This window comes from Roseivivax sp. (genome assembly GCF_054552075.1).
In genome coordinates, this window is the sequence record NZ_JBTOLZ010000013.1 from 47,111 (window position 1) to 65,130 (window position 18,020).

At 69.9% G+C, this 18,020-nt stretch carries 15 protein-coding genes; 10 read left to right on the forward strand and 5 right to left on the reverse strand.

Annotated elements, in window-relative coordinates:
- Window positions 1-12: 12 nt before the first annotated feature.
- From ACX938_RS11360 to ACX938_RS11375, 4 genes are all read left to right on the forward strand, one after another.
- Complete coding sequence (locus ACX938_RS11360; protein ID WP_459431139.1) at window positions 13-894, forward strand: F0F1 ATP synthase subunit gamma; 882 nt, start codon at window positions 13-15, stop codon at window positions 892-894.
- Between the two features lie 16 nt (window positions 895-910).
- On the forward strand, window positions 911-2,335 hold the full coding sequence (atpD, locus tag ACX938_RS11365) for a F0F1 ATP synthase subunit beta (protein ID WP_232753838.1): 1,425 nt from the start codon (window positions 911-913) through the stop codon (window positions 2,333-2,335).
- Between the two features lie 56 nt (window positions 2,336-2,391).
- Window positions 2,392-2,826, forward strand: a complete 435-nt coding sequence (locus ACX938_RS11370; RefSeq protein ID WP_459431140.1) for a F0F1 ATP synthase subunit epsilon — start codon at window positions 2,392-2,394, stop codon at window positions 2,824-2,826.
- A gap of 638 nt (window positions 2,827-3,464) precedes the next feature.
- Window positions 3,465-3,815: an H-type lectin domain-containing protein gene (locus ACX938_RS11375; RefSeq protein WP_232753840.1), complete on the forward strand. Its 351-nt coding sequence runs from the start codon at window positions 3,465-3,467 to the stop codon at window positions 3,813-3,815.
- 810 nt (window positions 3,816-4,625) lie between these two features.
- Here ACX938_RS11375 and pyrC read toward each other — a convergent pair.
- Genes pyrC through ACX938_RS11390 form a run of 3 tightly spaced genes read right to left on the reverse strand, consistent with a single transcriptional unit; the run spans window position 4,626 to window position 7,425 of the window.
- Window positions 4,626-5,927, reverse strand: a complete 1,302-nt coding sequence (pyrC, locus tag ACX938_RS11380; RefSeq protein ID WP_232753841.1) for a dihydroorotase — start codon at window positions 5,925-5,927, stop codon at window positions 4,626-4,628.
- Window positions 5,927-6,478, reverse strand: a complete 552-nt coding sequence (locus ACX938_RS11385; RefSeq protein ID WP_459431141.1) for an aspartate carbamoyltransferase catalytic subunit — start codon at window positions 6,476-6,478, stop codon at window positions 5,927-5,929. Before ACX938_RS11385 ends, pyrC begins: the two co-directional genes overlap by 1 nt.
- Entirely contained in the window at window positions 6,475-7,425 is a 951-nt protein-coding gene (locus ACX938_RS11390) for an aspartate carbamoyltransferase catalytic subunit (protein ID WP_459431142.1), read from the reverse strand. The genes ACX938_RS11385 and ACX938_RS11390 overlap by 4 nt, the downstream gene beginning before the upstream one ends.
- A gap of 134 nt (window positions 7,426-7,559) precedes the next feature.
- Between ACX938_RS11390 and ACX938_RS11395 the strand changes: the two genes are divergently transcribed.
- Complete coding sequence (locus ACX938_RS11395) at window positions 7,560-8,348, forward strand: uracil-DNA glycosylase (protein WP_459431143.1); 789 nt, start codon at window positions 7,560-7,562, stop codon at window positions 8,346-8,348.
- The gene (gene moaB, locus ACX938_RS11400; RefSeq protein ID WP_459431144.1) at window positions 8,345-8,887 is read left to right on the forward strand and encodes a molybdenum cofactor biosynthesis protein B; all 543 of its coding nucleotides are present in this window, start codon (window positions 8,345-8,347) and stop codon (window positions 8,885-8,887) included. Before ACX938_RS11395 ends, moaB begins: the two co-directional genes overlap by 4 nt.
- Window positions 8,888-9,304: 417 nt before the next feature.
- Here moaB and ACX938_RS11405 read toward each other — a convergent pair whose 3' ends face one another.
- The gene (locus tag ACX938_RS11405; RefSeq protein ID WP_232753846.1) at window positions 9,305-10,315 is read right to left on the reverse strand and encodes a ribose-phosphate pyrophosphokinase; all 1,011 of its coding nucleotides are present in this window, start codon (window positions 10,313-10,315) and stop codon (window positions 9,305-9,307) included.
- Between the two features lie 91 nt (window positions 10,316-10,406).
- On the opposite strand from ACX938_RS11405, the gene ACX938_RS11410 reads away from it, so the two are divergent.
- Together ACX938_RS11410 and ACX938_RS11415 are read left to right on the forward strand one after the other, a co-directional pair.
- A complete protein-coding gene (locus tag ACX938_RS11410) occupies window positions 10,407-11,006 on the forward strand; it encodes a DsbA family protein (RefSeq protein ID WP_459431145.1) in 600 nt (199 codons plus the stop codon).
- Entirely contained in the window at window positions 11,006-11,854 is an 849-nt protein-coding gene (locus ACX938_RS11415) for an alpha/beta fold hydrolase (RefSeq protein ID WP_459431146.1), read from the forward strand. The genes ACX938_RS11410 and ACX938_RS11415 overlap by 1 nt, the downstream gene beginning before the upstream one ends.
- Before the next feature lie 50 nt (window positions 11,855-11,904).
- On the opposite strand, the gene plsY is transcribed toward ACX938_RS11415, so the two are convergent.
- The gene (gene plsY, locus ACX938_RS11420) at window positions 11,905-12,513 is read right to left on the reverse strand and encodes a glycerol-3-phosphate 1-O-acyltransferase PlsY (protein ID WP_232753849.1); all 609 of its coding nucleotides are present in this window, start codon (window positions 12,511-12,513) and stop codon (window positions 11,905-11,907) included.
- 360 nt (window positions 12,514-12,873) lie between these two features.
- Between plsY and ACX938_RS11425 the strand changes: the two genes are divergently transcribed.
- A complete protein-coding gene (locus ACX938_RS11425) occupies window positions 12,874-14,343 on the forward strand; it encodes an efflux RND transporter periplasmic adaptor subunit (protein WP_459431147.1) in 1,470 nt (489 codons plus the stop codon).
- A gap of 3 nt (window positions 14,344-14,346) precedes the next feature.
- Complete coding sequence (locus ACX938_RS11430; protein WP_459431148.1) at window positions 14,347-17,727, forward strand: efflux RND transporter permease subunit; 3,381 nt, start codon at window positions 14,347-14,349, stop codon at window positions 17,725-17,727.
- The last annotated feature ends 293 nt before the right edge of the window (window positions 17,728-18,020 follow it).

The window sequence follows — 18,020 nt, forward strand, 5'->3', positions numbered from 1 at the left end:
GGAGACTGCCTCGTGGCAAATCTCAAGGACCTCAAGAACCGGATCTCCTCGGTCAAATCGACCCGGAAGATCACCAAGGCCATGCAGATGGTCGCGGCGGCCAAGCTCCGCCGCGCCCAGGACGCCGCGGAAAGCGCGCGTCCCTATGCCGAGCGGTTCAACGCCGTCATGGGGTCGCTCGCGGCCTCGGTCGGTGACAGCGACAGCGCCCCGCGCCTCCTGCGCGGGACGGGCAGCGACCAGAAGCAGCTTCTGGTCGTGATGACCGCCGAGCGCGGTCTGTGCGGCGGCTTCAACACGAACATCGTGAAGCTGGCGCGCACGCATGCCAAGAAGCTCAAGGCCGAGGGCAAGGACGTGAAGGTCCTGACCGTCGGCCGCAAGGGCCGCGATCAGCTCAAGCGCGACATGGGTGACGCGCTGATCGGCCACGTCGATCTGTCCGAGGTGAAGCGCCTGTCCTACCCGGACGCGCAGAACATCGCCAAGGACCTTCTCGCGCGTTTCGACGCCGAGGAGTTCGACGTTGCGACGATCTTCTATTCGAAGTTCCAGAACGTGGTGAGCCAGGTGCCGACGGCGCAGCAGGTGATCCCGGCGGATTACGACACCGAGGGCGGCGAAGAGCAGGGTTCCGGCCCGCTCTACGATTACGAGCCTTCGGAAGAGGAAATCCTCGCCGATCTTCTGCCGCGCGGCGTGGCGACGCAGATCTTCGCGGCGCTTCTCGAGAACGCGGCCTCCGAGCAGGGCGCGCGGATGAGCGCGATGGACAACGCGACGCGCAACGCCGGCGAGATGATCGACGACCTGACGATCGAGTATAACCGCACCCGTCAGGCGGTCATCACCAACGAACTGATCGAAATTATCTCGGGCGCCGAAGCCCTTTAAGAACCGGAGACAGAACATGGCAAACGCGAAAGGCAAAGTGACTCAGGTCATCGGCGCCGTCGTCGACGTTCAGTTCGACGACCACCTGCCCGCGATCCTGAACGCGCTTGAGACCGACAACAACGGCAAGCGCCTTGTCCTCGAAGTGGCGCAGCACCTGGGCGAAAGCACCGTGCGCACCATCGCGATGGACGCCACCGAGGGCCTCGTGCGCGGCCAGGAAGTGACCGACACCGACGGCCCGATCACCGTGCCGGTCGGCAACGCCACCCTGGGCCGCATCCTCAACGTCGTCGGCGAGCCGGTCGACGAGGGCGAGGCGATCACCTCGGACGAATACCGTCCGATCCACGCCGAGGCGCCGGTCTTCAACGAGCAGTCGACCGAATCCGAGGTGCTGGTGACCGGCATCAAGGTCATCGACCTGCTGGCGCCCTACGCCAAGGGCGGCAAGATCGGCCTCTTCGGCGGCGCCGGCGTCGGCAAGACGGTTCTGATCATGGAACTGATCAACAACATCGCCAAGGTGCACTCGGGCTTCTCGGTCTTCGCCGGTGTCGGCGAGCGGACCCGCGAGGGCAACGACCTCTACCACGAGATGGTCGAGTCCAACGTGATCAAGCCGGACAACCTGCCGGAAAGCCAGGTGGCCCTGGTCTACGGCCAGATGAACGAGCCTCCGGGGGCGCGTGCCCGCGTGGCGCTGACCGGCCTGACACTCGCCGAGCAGTTCCGCGACCAGTCCGGCACCGACGTGCTGTTCTTCGTCGACAACATCTTCCGCTTCACCCAGGCGGGCTCCGAGGTGTCGGCGCTTCTGGGCCGCATTCCCTCCGCGGTGGGCTACCAGCCGACCCTGGCGACCGACATGGGCGCCATGCAGGAGCGGATCACCTCGACCAAGTCGGGCTCGATTACCTCGATCCAGGCGGTCTACGTGCCCGCGGACGACCTGACCGACCCGGCGCCGGCGACCACCTTCGCCCACCTCGATGCGACAACGGTTCTTAACCGCGCGATCTCCGAGCTTGGCATCTACCCCGCGGTGGACCCGCTCGACTCGACCTCGCGCCTGATGGATCCGGGCATCGTCGGCGAAGAGCACTACAACGTCGCCCGCGAAGTGCAGGGGATCCTCCAGCGCTACAAGTCGCTGCAGGACATCATCGCGATCCTCGGCATGGACGAGCTCTCGGAAGAGGACAAGCTGACCGTGGCCCGGGCCCGGAAGATCCAGCGCTTCCTCTCGCAGCCCTTCGACGTGGCGAAAGTCTTCACCGGTTCGGACGGCGTCCAGGTGCCGCTCGAGGACACGATCTCGTCCTTCAAGGCGGTTGTGGCCGGCGAATACGACCACCTGCCCGAGGGCGCCTTCTACATGGTCGGCGGCATCGAAGAGGTGAAGGCCAAGGCCGAGAAGATGGCGTCGGAAGCCGCCTGATCATCTGATGCGTAGGGTGGGCCCGGCCCACCCTGCCTGCCACCGAGGAGAGCCACATGGCAGAAACGATGCAGTTCGACCTGGTGAGCCCGGAACGGCGGCTCATGCAGGAAGAGGTCGTGTCGGTCCAGATCCCGGGCGCCGATGGCGACATGACGGCGATGCCGAACCATGCGCCGCTGATCACCACCCTGCGCCCCGGCGTGCTGGTGGTCGAGACGCCGAAGGGCACCCAGGAGTTCGTCGTCACCGGCGGTTTCGCCGAGCTGGGCGAGGGCCTCTCGGTCCTGGCCGAGCGCGCGCTGCCCAAGGCCGATGTCGACCAGGAGACCTACGAGACGCTCGTGGAAGAGGCCGAGGCGGAGTACCGCAAGGCCAAGGAAGTCTTCGTCAACGAGCCCGGCCCGGTCGACGACGCGGCCAAGCTCCTGGCCGACATGGTCGCCGTGGGCACCCATATCGGCCTGTCGACGCGGCAGCCGAACCTCTGATCCAGAGGCCGGTTTGGAAGATTGCGGAAGGCGCGTCCCCCGGGGCGCGCCTTTTGCTTTGGGGGGCTGGCTGTCGGGGCAGGGCGCGTGGGGCGTTGAGGTTGGTTGAGGCCGTGGCGGGCTGTGTGGTGGGGCAGGGCGCGCGCACGGTTCGGTAGAGGACGCGGCGAGCGGTGCTGCGACGGGTAGGGACGCGCGGACGGGTCGATTGAGGACGCGGCGAGCCGTGTTGCAGCAGGGCAGGGCGCGCGGACGGGTCGAGTGAGGCCGCGGCGAGCGGAGCTGCGACGGGTAGGGACGCGCGCACGGGCCGGTTGAGGACGCGGCGAGCGGTGCTGCTGCGGGGCAGGGCGGTTGCGTGCCATGGCGGTGCGGCACGCGTGGCTCCGGGTCACGTGGGATGACCCGTTGGGCCACTGGGCGCCTGTGCGCCCTGCCTCCTCAGCCCGGCGGGCAGGGCACCGCGCCAAGGGCAAGGGAGGCGCGCGCCCCCACATGTGGCAGGCGATGCCTCCGTGTCTGCGGACCGGCCGGGGTCTGTTGCAAAAGGTTAACGCCTGACCGGGACGCCTCGGGGCGGGATCTTCCCTCCGGCCCCCGCGTCCCTATGCTGCCCGGGCGGCAAGGACAGGGGTGACATGCGCAGGCTCAATTCCAACGTCATCGGCATCGACCAGGGCGAGGTCGAGGTCTTCTCGGATTTCGCCAGCGGCGGCGAGATGTGGACCGGCGAGGGCGCCCGCGAGCGCCGCAAGCGCGTGCGCTTCTCCGAGCCCTTCCGCGGCAGCCCGGCGGTGCAGGTCGGCCTGTCGCTCTGGGACATCGACAGCGAGGCCAATATCCGCGCCGATCTCGCCGCCGACCGGATCGGCCCCGAGGGCTTCGACCTGGTTTTCCGCACCTGGGGCGACAGCCGCGTCGCCCGCGTCCGCATGACCTGGACCGCCATCGGCGAGCTGAAGGGCGAGGACGACTGGGATTTGTATTGAGGCGGTGGGGTGGTGATGGTTCCGGGTCTGGGCACTGGGCACTGGGCACCACAGGCACCAGGCATAGGCATTGGCGGCTAGGCGTTAGGCACTGACGCTAGCTATGAGCCATGAGCCAGACCCTAAATGCGACTTCGGGCTGAACCCGGACGGGCGTCTCAGCGTGTGAGGCGGCCGCACCAGCGAACATCTAACAACCTCAAAGGTGCACCAAGTTAGATCCCGCTTGGCCCTGCACCGTCGCCGGGTTCCCCGCGCCGCAGTCAAATACCCAACGCATCCCTCACCGCCCACGCCCACGGTCCCCCGATCCCCAACGCCTCTTTCTTGCGCCCGAATAGCACCGAAGGTGCCGGGCGCGCGCCGGACCGGCCCGATGGGCCGGCGCTCCTTGGGATGGCGCGCATAGCTATCCTCTCGTCCTGACCTTGTTGGGATAAAGTGCTTAGCCCAAAGGGCAGAAGCGCCGGCCCCCGGTCCGGCGCGCGCCCTCTGGTGGGGCTGGTGGAGAGGAGTGCTGGTGGAAAGCGGGCGCTAGTGGAGCGTGGGGTTGGCGAAGAGGGTCGCCGGTGGAGAGGAGGGCTGCCGGCGGAAAGGCGCGCTGGCGGAGAGGGATGGCGGTGGAGGGGGGCGCTGTTGGCGAGGGGGCTGCCGGAGAGCTATGCCGGTGGAGAGAGTGGCCGGCGGAGCGCGATGCCGGTGGCGAGGGGGCGCTGGCGGAGGAGGCGGCTGGCGAAAAAGCGGATGCCCTTGGACAAGGGACCGCCGCCCCTACCACTGCGCCCCCCAAAACCCCCAACCTCCCGCGCCTCACCCCGCGCGGTAGACCACCCGGCCGCCAACCAGCGTCATCAGCACCCGGCCTTGCAGCCGGGCATTGTCAAACGGCGTGTTCTTCGACTTCGACAGAAGCTTGAACCGGTCCAGAATGAACGGCTTGTCGGGATCGAAGAGCATCAGGTCCGCGGGCGCGCCCTTGGCCATGCGGCCGGCCTCGAGGCCGAGCCGCCGGGCGGGGTTCAGCGACAGCGCGCGGAACAGCGCCGGCAATTCCAGCTCGCCCGAATGGTAGAGCCGCAGCAGCACCGGCAGCATGGTCTCGAGGCCCACCGCCCCCGAGGCGGCCTCCTCGAAGGGCAGGCGCTTGCTCTCCTCGTCCTGCGGCGTGTGCATCGAGGAGATCGTGTCGATCAGCCCGCTGCGCACCGCCTCGATCACCGCCTGGCGGTCCTCCTCGGAGCGGAGCGGCGGCTTGACCTTGAAGAAGGTGCGGTAATCCGCGAGGTCCAGCTCGTTCAGCGTCAGGTGGTGGATCGAGGTGCCCGCGGTCACGTCGAAGCCGTTGCGCTTGGCGCGCTCCAGCGCGGGCAGGGCGCGGATCGTGGTGATCTGGTCGGCGTGGTAGCGCACGCCGGTCATCTCGACCAAGGCGATGTCGCGATCGAGGCCCATGCGCTCGGCCATGGGCGAGACCGCCGGCAGCCCGCGCAGCGAGGCGAACTTGCCCGAGGTCGCCGCAGCGCCGCGCGACAGGCCCGGCTCCTGTGGGTGGCCGATGACCAGCGCGCCGAGGCCCTGCGCATAGGTCAGCGCCCGGGTCAGCACCCGGGTGTCGGCGATCACCCGGTCGCAATCTGTGAAGGCCACGGCGCCGGCATCCAGGAGAAAGCCGAGCTCGGTCATCTCGGTGCCCGCCCGGCCCTTGGTCAGGGCCGCCATGGGCAGGACGCGCACCGGGGCGGCCTCCTGGCCGCGGCGGCGGATGAACTCCAGCGCCTCGGGAGTGTCGATCACCGGGTCGGTGTCGGGCCGGGTGACAAGCGTGGTCACGCCGCCCGCGGCGGCCGCCGCCCCGGCGGTCTTGTAGCTTTCCTTGTGCCGCTCGCCCGGCTCGCAGACCTTCACGCCGATGTCGACGATGCCCGGGGCGAGCATCTTGCCGCCCGCCTCGACGCGGTTCTCGGGCGCGACGCGCTCGGTCAGCCGCGGGCCGATCTCCGAGGTGATCTCGGAGATGCGACCGTCCTCGATGAGGACATGGCCGTCCTCGACGGTGCCGGCCTCGGGGTCGACGATCCGCGCGCCGGTGATCAGGAGGTCCGCGCCCGCCATCAGCGCACCACCAGGAAGGCCAGGGCACCGAGCAGCATGGCGCCGACCACGATGATCAGCGCCCGCAACAGCGGCGAGCTGCCCCGCGCGAGCGGGTCGTCTGGACCCTCGGAGCGCGGCGCCATGCCCTTGGTGCTCTCGGTCTTGATCGGCTCGGCGCGGGTCTCGGCGGCATGTTCAGAGAAGGTGCCGACCCAGTTGAGCGGGCTCGAGACGGTCAGCGTCTGGCCGGTGGCGCCGAAGGCCTGGCTCGGCAGGATCACCACATGGCCCTTGAGCCCGTCGATGCGGCCCCGCATCTCGGCGAACTCCGGCCCGGTGACGCCATGGGCCTCGGCCAGGTAGGCCGAAAGCGGCATCTTGCCGAGGTCGCGGATCGCCACCACGTCAACGAGGCTCGGGCGCAGCCTGGTCGCGCCAAGCGCGTAGGACAGCGGATATTCCCCGGTGCCGGCCTGGGTGGTGAAGCGGTCGACCGCCTCGGGCGGCAGGTCGAGATGGAAGAGCCGCGTCACCCCGGTCTCGGAGGCGCGGATCTGCATCTTGGTCATGCGGTCAGCTCCGTCGGTCGGGCGCGCAGGTTGCGCGCCAGTAGGTCCAGCGCCGCCATGCGCACGGCCACGCCCATCTCCACCTGTTCCTGGATCACCGAGCGGTTGATGTCGTCGGCGATGGTGCCGTCGATCTCGACCCCGCGGTTCATCGGGCCGGGGTGCATGACGATGGCATCGGGCTTGGCGACCGAGAGCTTCTCGGCGTCGAGCCCGTAGCGGTAGAAATACTCGCGCTCGGACGGGATGAAGCCGCCGTCCATGCGCTCGCGCTGAAGGCGCAGCATCATCACCACGTCGGCGTCGCGCAGGCCCTCTTCCATGTCGTGGTAGACCTCGACGCCGAAGTCCTCGATGCCCGCGGGCATGAGCGTCGGCGGGCCGACGAGCCGCACGCGGTTCTCCATCTTGTGCAGGAGCAGCAGGTTCGAGCGCGCCACCCGGCTGTGCGCGATGTCGCCGCAGATCGCCACGGTCAGCCGGTGCAGCCGGCCCTTGGCGCGGCGGATGGTCAGCGCGTCGAGCAGCGCCTGGGTCGGATGCTCGTGCCGCCCGTCGCCAGCGTTGACCACCGCGCAGTTGACCTTCTGCGCCAAAAGGTCGACCGCGCCCGAGTTCGGGTGGCGCACCACCAGGAGGTCGGGATGCATGGCGTTCAGCGTCAGCGCCGTGTCGATCAGCGTCTCGCCCTTCTTGATCGAGGAGGCGCCCATGGCCATGGACATCACATCCGCCCCGAGCCGCTTTCCGGCCAGCTCGAAGCTGGCCTGCGTCCGCGTCGAATTCTCGAAGAACATGTTGATCTGGGTCAGCCCCGAGAGGATCCCCGACCGCTTCTGCCGCGAGCGGTTCAGCGTGGCGTAGCGGTCCGCCAGGTCGAGCAGCGTGGTGATCTCGTCGGGCCGCAGGGGCTCGATGCCAAGAAGGTGGCGCTGGTCGAAACGCATCGGCGGGGGGTGCTCCCTTCGGGGATTGTCGCAGCGTTATAGGAATGCCCCCCGGTCACAGCAAGGGGGGCTTGGCGTCATCGGTGGTCGCCCGCCTTTCCTCCGGGCGCGTGGCGGGGATAAGGTCGCCGGTGATGGATTCGCTCGATTGGCATAGCGCGCAGGCGATGCTGGCCTGGCAGCACGAGATGGGCGTGACCGAGACGATCTCGGAAGCGCCCGTCGACCGTTTCGCCGCGGCCGAGGCGGCGCTGGCGGAGACCGCCGCGCAGGCCTCGGTGGCCGTGGCCGGCGCCAGCCGCGCCGTGGCCCAGGAGGACCCGGTGGCCGAGGCCGAGGCCGCCGCCAAATCCGCCCCCGACCTCGCGGCGCTGCGCGAGGCCATGGCAGGCTTCGAGCATTGCGAGCTGAAGCGCGGGGCGCGCAACCTGGTCTTCGCCGACGGCCGCCCCGAGGCCCGCGTCATGGTGATCGGCGAGGCCCCGGGCCGCGACGAGGACCGCCAGGGCAAGCCTTTCGTCGGCTCTGCCGGGCGTCTCCTCGACCGGATGTTCGCGGCGATCGGCCTCGACCGCGCGAGCGAGGGGCCGGAGGGCCTCTACATCACCAACGTCCTGCCCTGGCGGCCGCCGCAGAACCGCGAGCCCACCGAGGAGGAGATCGCCATGATGCATCCCTTCCTCGCGCGCCATGTCGCGTTGGCGGCCCCCGAGGTGCTGGTCATCATGGGCAATATCTCGGCCTCGGCGGTGCTGGGCAAACGCGGCATCACGCGGCTCCGCGGCCGCTGGACCGAGGCGCTCGGCCTGCCGGTCATGCCGATGTTCCACCCCGCCTATCTCCTGCGCAATCCGCAGATGAAGCGCGAAAGCTGGGCGGATCTTCTGGACCTGCAGGCCAAGCTCGAGGAGACCCGCTCATGAGCCGCATCGACGAGAGCCGCGAGTTCCTGCCGGTCCGCATCGCGGTGCTGACCGTCTCGGACACCCGCAGCCCCGAGGACGACCGCTCGGGCGACGTGCTGGCCGCGCGGATCGCCGAGGCGGGCCATGTGCTTGCCGCTCGCGAGATCCTGCGCGACGACCGGGGCGCCATCGCCGAGCGGCTGCGCTCCTGGTGCGCCGATCCCGGCATCGACGTGGTGATCTCCACCGGCGGCACCGGGCTCACCGGGCGCGACGTGAGTGTCGAGGCGCATCGCGACGTCTACGAGAAGGAGATCGACGCCTTCGGGGTGGTCTTCACGCATGTGTCCATGGCCAAGATCGGCACCTCCGCGGTGCAGAGCCGGGCGACCGGAGGGGTGGCCGCGGGCACCTATCTCTTCGCGCTGCCCGGCAGCCCCGGCGCCTGCAAGGACGCCTGGGACGAGATCCTGAAGCTTCAGCTCGACTACCGGCACCGCCCCTGCAACTTCGTGGAGATCATGCCGCGGCTGGACGAGCATCTGCGGCGGAAGTGAGGGGGTGGGGACGTCTGAGCCGAGGGCGCGCGCCGGGCCGGGGGGCGGCGCTGCTGACCTCTGAGCGGGGCGCTTTATGGCTGCAAGGTCAGGGCTAGGGGCGAATTAGGCGCACCATCCAAAGGAGCGCCGGCCCAAGGGGCCGGTCCGGCGCGCGCCCGGCACCTTCGGTGCTATTCGGGCGCAAGAAGAGGGTGGTTGGGGAGGGTTGGCTCAGGAGGCGTCCGGTGGGGCGACTTGGACGTTGGCTGAGATAACGTTGCCCTTTGGAGGCCAGCCCCAAGACCGCCGGTCAGTCCTCAGCCAGCCTGCGGAGGCGCGTCGCCGCAAGAGGCAAGACCCAAGACCACCGGCCATCTCTCGGACAGCCCGCCGCAGGGGCGCCTCTTCACCAAAGCGCCCCCTCTCACCCCCCTCTTACAGGATCCCCTCGTAGATCGGCCCCAGCGTCTCCAGCTCGAAGAGCGAGGACACCGACGTCCCGTTCCAGATGTTCAGGATCGCCTGCGCGAAGAGCGGCGCGGTGGGCACCACGCGGATGTTCGGCGCGCCCTTGGCCTCGGGCGTGGCGGCGATCGAATCGGTCACCACCAGCGATTTCATCACGCTGGCCGAGATCCGCTCCACCGCGGGGCCGGAGAGCACGCCGTGGGTGATATAGGCATGCACCTCGGTGGCGCCGTGGTCCATCAGCACCTCGGCCGCCTTGCAGAGCGTCCCGGCGGTGTCGCAGATGTCGTCCACGATGATGCATTTCTTGCCCGAGACATCGCCGATCACGGTCATCTCGGCGACCTCGCCCGCCTTCTCGCGGCGCTTGTCGACGATGGAGAGCGGTGCGTTGATGCGCTTGGCCAACTCGCGGGCGCGCGCCACGCCGCCGACGTCGGGCGAGACCACCATCAGGTCGTCCATCGAGTCCTTGAACTGCGACTGCACGTCGAGCGCGAAAATCGGCGAGGCGTAGAGGTTGTCCACCGGGATGTCGAAGAAGCCCTGGATCTGGGCCGCGTGCAGATCCATGGTCAGCACCCGCTCGATCCCCGCCGAGACCATCATGTTGGCCACCAGCTTGGCGGTGATCGGGGTCCGCGCCTTGGTGCGGCGATCCTGGCGGGCATAGCCGAAATAGGGGATCACCGCGGTGATCCGCGCCGCCGAGGAGCGCCGCAGCGCATCGGCCATGATCAGGAGCTCCATCAGGTTGTCGTTTGCCGGGTTCGAGGTCGGCTGGATGATGAACATGTCCTCGCCGCGGACGTTCTCGTAGACCTCGACGAAGATCTCGGCGTCGTTGAACCTTTCGATCCGCGCGTCGACGAGGCCCACTGACATGCCCCGGTAAAGCGACATGCGGCGCGCGATGGATTTCGCGAGGTCGAGGTTGGCGTTCCCGGAGATGAGCTTGGGTTCGATGACGGTGGGCATGTGTCGCGCGGTCCATTTGGATTCGATATTGCCGCGCCCTTAGCATGGGCTAGGCTCGGCGGGAAAGCGCGACACCTCCAGGACCTTGAATATGCCGCATATCGACTACTATTTCGCGACCATTTCCCCCTTCACCTATCTCGCAGGGCGACGGCTCGAGGAGATGGCCGAGGCCCATGGCGCCTCGATCACCTACAAGCCGCTCGACATCGTGACGCTGTTTTCCCGCACCGGGGGCACCCCGCCCAAGGACCGGCACCCCTCGCGGCAGGAGTATCGTGCCCAGGATCTGCCGCGGCAGGCCAAGAAAGCGGGGCTGCCCTTCAACCTCAAGCCCGCGCATTGGCCGACCAACGCGGCGCCCTCCTCCTACGCGGTGATCGCCGCGCAGAAGGCCGGCGGCGGCGATATGGGCGCGCTGGTCCATGCTCTCCTGCGGGCCTGCTGGGCCGAGGAGAAGGACGTGGCCGAGGACGACGTGATCAAGGCCTGCTTGAGCGAGGCGGGCTTTGACCCGGGGCTCGCCGACAGCGGCCTTCTGGCCGGGGCCGAGACCTACGAGCGCAATCTCGAGGAGGCGGTCGCCAACGGCGTCTTCGGCGCGCCCTTCTACGTGGTCGACAGCGGTGAGCGCTTCTGGGGGCAGGACCGGCTGTCCGACCTGGAGGACCACCTGGCGGGCCGGCTCTGATGCCGCGCGACGCCGAGACCGGAGGCGGGGCCAGGGCCGAGAACACCACCGGCGCGGTGCACCGCATCACGCTGGGCGCGCCGCGCGGGCAGGGCGCCCCGGCGCTGGCGCTGCATTGCGCGCTGGCCCATTCCGGCGCCTGGGGCGGGCTGGCCGAGCGGCTGGGCGACCGGCTCTCGATCGCCGCACCCGACATGCCCGGCCATGGCCGCAGCGCGCCCTGGAGTGGCCCCGGCCCCGAGAGCTTCCACGACCAGGTGACCGCCATCGGCGCGGAGCACCTCGAGCCGGGCCTCACGCTTCTCGGCCATTCCTTTGGCGCCACCGTGGCGCTGCGCCTGGCCGAGGATCACCCCGACAAGATCCGCCGCATGGTGCTGGTCGAGCCGGTGCTCTTCGCCGCCGCGCGGGCGCGGGCGCCGGAGCTCTTCGAGGCGCGCCGCGCCGCGGGCCGCCCGATGATCGAGGCGCTCGAGGCCGATGATCTCGACCGCGCGGGACGGGTCTTCACCGCGACCTGGGGCGCGGGCCGCCCCTGGGACGAGATGGGCCCCCGCGCCCGGGCGCAGATCGGCCGCCAGATGCGGATCGTGGGCGAGACCCAGGCGACGCTGAACGAGGATGCGGCGGGGCTCCTGGCGCCGGGGCGGCTCGAGGCCTGCGCCCTGCCGGTGCTCTTGGTGCGCGGGGAGACAACCGAGCCGATCCTCGCGGAGATCCACGCCGAGCTCCTCGCGCGTCTGCCCGAGGCGCGTGAGGTGGTGATCCCTGGCGCGGGTCACATGGCGCCGATCACCCATCCCGAGGAGGTGGCCGCCGAGGTCCGGGCCTTCCTCGACGCGACCTGAAGAGTGCCTTCGGGCGTCCGCCTTGGCGGGAGGACGCCCCCGGCAGCCGCCTAGCTCTTCTGACCGATCTTCGGCTCGGTCCCGGCCTTCAGCCGCGCGATATTCGTCCGGTGCCGCCAGTAGATCAGCAGCGTCAGCACCGCGCCCAGGAACAGCGCCTCGGGCCGGGCCAGCAGCACCATCCAGATCGTGGCGCTGGCCGCCGCGACGAGCGCGCCGAGCGAGGAGATCCGCGTCAGCGCCACGCCCGCGATCCACATCGCGCAGGCCAGCCCGCCGACAACCCAGTCGAGCGCCAGCAGGATGCCGAGGAAGGTCGCCACGCCCTTGCCGCCGCGAAAGCCCAGCCAGACCGGGTAGCAATGCCCCAGGAAGGCCGCGAGCGCCGCGATCTGCGCCGCGTCCTCGCCCGCCAGCGCGCGCGCCAGCAGCACCGCGGCGGAGCCCTTCGCCCCGTCGAGCAGCAGCGTCGCCGCCCCCGCCGCCTTGGAGCCGGTGCGCAAGACGTTCGTCGCCCCGATGTTGCCCGAGCCGATGCCGCGCGGATCGGCAAGCCCCATGCCACGCGTGACGATCAGGCCGAAGGGGATCGAACCCAGGAGGTAGCCGATCACGGCCCAGATCAGGAGAAGGGTCGGCGCGGTGTCGAGAGGCGGCATGGCGGCTCCGGGGTCGTGGGGGCAATTGCCGGCGACATTACAGCCGGAGGGGGATTGGTCAATCGGCGGGGCACCGGGGAAAGGGCGGTGTGGCCTGCGGGTTCGGGGCGCTGGGCGCAAGCACGTGGGCGTGGCCAACCTGCCTTGAGCGCGACCCTCAGCACGCCAGCCGCCCAGCACCACCCCTCCCGCTACCCACGCCCAAAAAAATCCCCCGCCCCGCGACGGATCTCGGGCCCGCCCACGTAACACTCCGGTGAGAGCCGCCTGCGGCGCTTTGGAAATTTCTCCCATCCGGCTATCTCGCGCTATGATGGAAACACTTGGCCGCGCCTCTGCGGCGCTGGCGAACGAGGTGGAATGCGCTTTCTCCGACGCTCCCTGACGGGTCTCTTCCTCCTGGCGGCGACGCTGGGGCTCCTGGTCTATGCCGGCACGCTGATCCAGGGCGCCGTGGCGACCCGCATGGCCGATGAGCCGCGCATGCCCGAGGGCCGCGAGCGGGTCTTCGCGGTCAATGTCGTGACCGCCAGCCCGGGCACCGAGGTGCCGGTCCTGACCGCTTACGGCGCGGTGGAAAGCCGCCGCACGCTGGAGATCCGCACCGAGGCGGCGGGGCGCATCGTCGAGCTCTCCGAGGATTTCGACGCCGGCGGCGAGGTCACCGAGGGCCAGCTGCTCGCGCGGATCGACCCCGCCGATGCCGAGGCGGCGCTGGCCCGCGCCCGCTCGGCGCTGACCGACGCCCGGGCCGAGGCCCGCGACGCCCGCCGCGCGGTGGAACTGGCCGGGGCCAACCTCGAGGCCGCCGAGGAACAGGTGGCGCTTTATGAACGCGCTTTCGCCCGGCAGGAGGACCTGCGCGAGCGCGGCGTCGGCAGCGCCACGGCGGTGGAGACCGCCGAGCTGCAGGCCTCGGCGGCGCGCGCCACGGTGATCCAGCGCCGCCAGGCCCTGGCCGATGCCGAGGCGCGGGTGGCCCAGGCCGAGACCGTGATCGCCCGCAGCGAGCTGGACGTGGCCGAGGCCGAGCGCCGCCTGTCCGAGACCGAGATCCGCGCGGGCTTCGCGGGCGTGCTGGCCGATGTGACCGTGGTCGAAGGGCGGCTCGTCTCGGCCAACGAACAGATCGCCACGCTGATCGACCCCGACGCGCTGGAAGTGGCCTTCCGGGTCTCGACCCAGGGCTTCGCGCGGCTTCTCGGCGATGACGGCCGGGTCCGGCGCGCGCCGGTCAGCGCGACGCTCGACGTCTTCGGGACCGACCTCGTGGCGGAAGGCGTGATCGACCGCGCCAGCCCGCAGGTCGCCGAGGGCGAGACCGGGCGGCTGATCTACGCGCGGCTGACCTCGGCGGCGGGCTTCCAGCCGGGCGACTTCGTGACCGTCCGGGTCGAGGAGCCGCCGCTCGCGCAGGTCGTGCGCCTGCCCGCCACCGCGCTCGGCAGCAACGGCCGGGTGCTGCTGGTCGGCGCCGAGGACCGGCTCGAAGAGGCGGATGTGACGCTCCTGCGGCGCCAGGGCGACGCGGTGCTGGTCGCGGGCGAGGCCCTCGCCGGGCGGCAGGTCGTGGCGCAGCGCACGCCGCTTCTGGGGCCGGGCATCAAGGTGCGGACCCGCGACCTCGACGCCGGGGCGGCCGAGGAGGCGGCGCCCGCGGGCGACGAGCTGATGGAGCTCTCCGAGGCCCGCCGCGAGAAGCTGCGCGCCTTCGTCGAAGGCAATGCCCGCATGCCCGAGGACGCCAAGGAGCGCATCCTCGCCCAGCTCAGCGAACCCCGCGTGCCCGCGGCCATGGTGGCCCGGCTCGAAGCGCGGATCGGGGGCTAGGGCATGGGCGGTCGGACAAGCGCGCTCTTCGGGCTGTTTTCCTATTTCACCCGGCACCGGACGCTGGCGAACCTTCTGTTCGTGGTGATGCTGGCCGCCGGGGCCTTCGCCGTGCCGAACATGCGCGCGCAGTTCTTCCCCGACGTGGTGATCGACGAGATCGACGTCACCGTCACCTGGGAGGGCGCGGGCGCCGAGGATGTCGACCAAGGCATCGTGCAGCTCCTGGAACCTGCGCTCCTCTCGGTCGACGGGGTGGAAGCGAGCCGCGCCCGCTCGCGCGAGGGGGTGGCGGCGATCGAGCTCGAATTCGAGCCCGGCTGGGACATGGGCCGCGCCACCAACGATGTGCGCCAGGCGGTCGACAGCGTGACCCAGCTGCCCGAGGACGCCGAGGAGCCCGAGATCGGCCGCTCGACCTGGTTCGACCGGGTGACCGACGTGGTGATCCAGGGCCCCATCGCGCCCGAGCAGCTCGCCAATTACGCCGACATCTTCGTGAACCGGCTTTTCGCCGAGGGGGTGACCAACACCACGATCCGCGGCCTCTCGGCGCCCGAGACGGTGGTCGAGGTCTCCTCGACCAGCCTGATCGCCCATGACGTGACCCTGCGCGAGATCGCCGCGGCCATCGGCGGCGAGGTCGACGCCGACCCGGCAGGCGAGGTCGAAGGCGCCAACGCCCGGGTCCGTACCGGCACCGAGAAACGCGCCGCCGACGAGATCGAGACCATCGTCCTGCGCTCCAACCCCGACGGCACCAAGCTGACCGTCGGCGACGTGGCCAGCATCCGCGTCGAGGGCGTGACCCGCGAGCGCAGCTATTACGTCGGTGAGAACCCCGCCATCTCGATCCGGGTCGACCGCACCGCGCGGGGCGACGCCATCGCCATCCAGCGCGAGGTCGAGGAGGTCGCCGCCGAGCTCGAGGCCGAGATGCCCGAGGGCGCCTCGATCGACCTGATCCGCAAGCGCGCCGACATGATCTCGGGGCGGCTCGACATCCTGGTCGACAACGGGCTGATGGGGCTCGGGCTGGTGGTCTGCCTGCTGTTTTTGTTCCTCAACGCCCGGATCGCCTTCTGGGTGGCCGCGGGCATCCCGACCGCCATGCTGGCAGCCATCGGGCTGATGTATCTGGCCGGGCTCACGATCAACATGATCTCGCTTTTCGCGCTGATCATCACGCTGGGGATCGTGGTCGATGACGCCATCGTCGTGGGTGAACATTCCGACCACCTCGCGCGGCGCGGGCTCGGGCCCGCCGCGGCGGCCGAGACCGCGGCGGCGCGCATGGCGCTCCCGGTCTTCTGCGCCACGCTGACCACGGTGATCGCCTTCTTCGGGCTGGTGCTGATCGGCGGGCGCTTCGGCTCGCTGATCGCCGACATCCCCTTCACCGTGATCGCGGTGTTGATCGCGAGCCTCGTCGAGTGCTTCCTGATCCTGCCCAACCACATGCGCCACGCGCTCAGCCATGCCGACAAGCGGCATTGGTACGATGCGCCCTCGCGTGTGGTGAACCGGGGCTTCCGCTGGGCCCGCGAGCGGCTCTTCCGCCCGCTCATGGGCTGGGTGATCGCCGGCCGCTACGTGGTGCTGGCGGGCACGGTGGTGCTGCTGGCTGGGCAGACCGCGCTCTTGATCAAGGGTGATGTGCCCTGGCGCTTCTTCAACGCGCCGGAACAGGATTCGGTGACCGGCAATTTCGCCATGGCGCCGGGCGCCGACCGCGCCGACAGCTTCGAGCAGATGCGCGCCATGCAGCGCGCGGTCGAGGAGCTGGCCGCCGAATACGAGGAACGCCACGGCGCCAACCCCGTGGAATACGTCCTCTCCGAGATCGGCGGCAACACCGGGCGCGGGCTGTCCGGCACCGAGAACAAGGAGCCCGATCAGCTGGGCTCCATCGCGATCGAGCTGATCTCGGCCGACCTGCGGCCCTATTCCTCCTTCCAGTTCGTGGGCGAGCTGCAGGAGCGGGTCGAGCGGCACCCGCTTTCCGAGACGGTGAGCTTCCGGGGCTGGCGCTCGGGGCCTGGGGGCGATGCGCTCGACGTGCAGTTCTTTGGCGCCGATGCGAGCACGCTGAAGGCCGCCGCCGAGGACCTGAAGACCGAGCTGTCGCAGTTCCCCGAGGTCTCGGCGTTGGAGGATGACCTCTCCTACGACAAGGAAGAGCTGATCCTGGATCTGACCGCGCGCGGCCAGGCGCTGGGCTTCGACATCGACACGCTGGGCCAGACCCTGCGGGCGCGGCTCGGCGGCGTCGAGGCCGCGACCTACCCGGTGGGCCCGCGCTCGGCGGCGATTCGCGTGGAGCTGCCCGAGGGCGAGCAGACCGCCGATTTCCTCGAACGCATGCAGCTGCGCACCCCCGAGGGCGCTTACGTGGCGCTGGCCGACATCGTGCAGGTCGAGCGGCAGGCGGGCTTTTCCACGGTCCGCCGCGAGAACGGCGTGCGGCTGATCTCGGTCAACGGCGATCTCTCCGAGGACGACCCTGCCCGCGCCGCCGAGGTCATGCAGGCGCTCGAGGACGAGATCCTGCCCGGCATCGCCGCCGAGCGGCAGGTCGACTACCGGCTCTCGGGGCTCTCCGAACAGGAGGACGAGTTCATGGCCGATGCGCTGGCGGCGCTGGTCATGGTGCTCCTGGGGATCTTCCTGGTGCTCGCCTGGGTCTTCGAGAGCTGGTCGCGGCCGCTGGTGGTCATGGCGATCATCCCCTTCGGCCTGGTCGGCACGATCCTCGGGCATTGGCACTGGGACGTGCCGATGTCGATGTTCACGGTGGTGGGGCTTCTGGGCATGACCGGGATCATCATCAACGACAGCATCGTCCTGGTGACCACGATCGACGAATATGCCGCCGAGCGGGGCATCCTGCCGGCCATCGTCGACGGTGCCGCGGACCGGCTTCGGCCGGTGCTGCTGACCACGCTGACGACGGTGCTGGGGCTGGCGCCGCTTCTCTACGAGGGGTCTTCGCAGGCCGAGTTCCTGAAGCCCACGGTGATCACGCTGGTCTACGGGTTGGGCTTCGGGATGCTCCTGGTGCTGCTGGTGGTGCCCGCGCTGATCGCCATCGGAGAGGATTTCGCCCGGGCCAAGGCAAGCGTCCGGCGCGGGCTGCGCTTCCGCCGCCGCGGTCCGCGTCTGGGGTATCTGGCCGGGTTCGCCGCGGTGCTGGGCTGGCTGGCGCTGACCATGGGCTGGCAGATCGTCACCGGCGCGCTGCCGGGGGTCTTGGGGGGCGTGATGCCGGTGGAAGGCACGCTCGGGGCGCTCCTGCTGTTCCTGGTGGGCACCGCGCTGGCGCTGGTGCTGGCCTATGTGCTGCTGGCCGGCCGGATGTCGCTCGCCGGGCGGCGGCGGGTGTGAGGTGGGTTTGGCGGTCGGGGGCTGGGTGGTTCTGGCTTGAGGGTTAGGGGCCAAAGTGTCTCGCCCGCAGCGGACCGATTAATGGGCGCGCCGGGCGAGAGGTGAGGGGTCGCCTTGGCCGAGAGGGCGCGCGCGTGTTGGCCGAGAGGTAACGGTTCGCTCTGGCCGAGAGGGTGGCGCGCGCTGTCCGAGATGCGAGGGCGGACTCTGGCTGCGAGGTCAGGGATTGCGCGGGCCATGGCGTGAAGCTTCACGTCGAACGACAGGCTTGGCGTGACCTACCCGATAAGCCG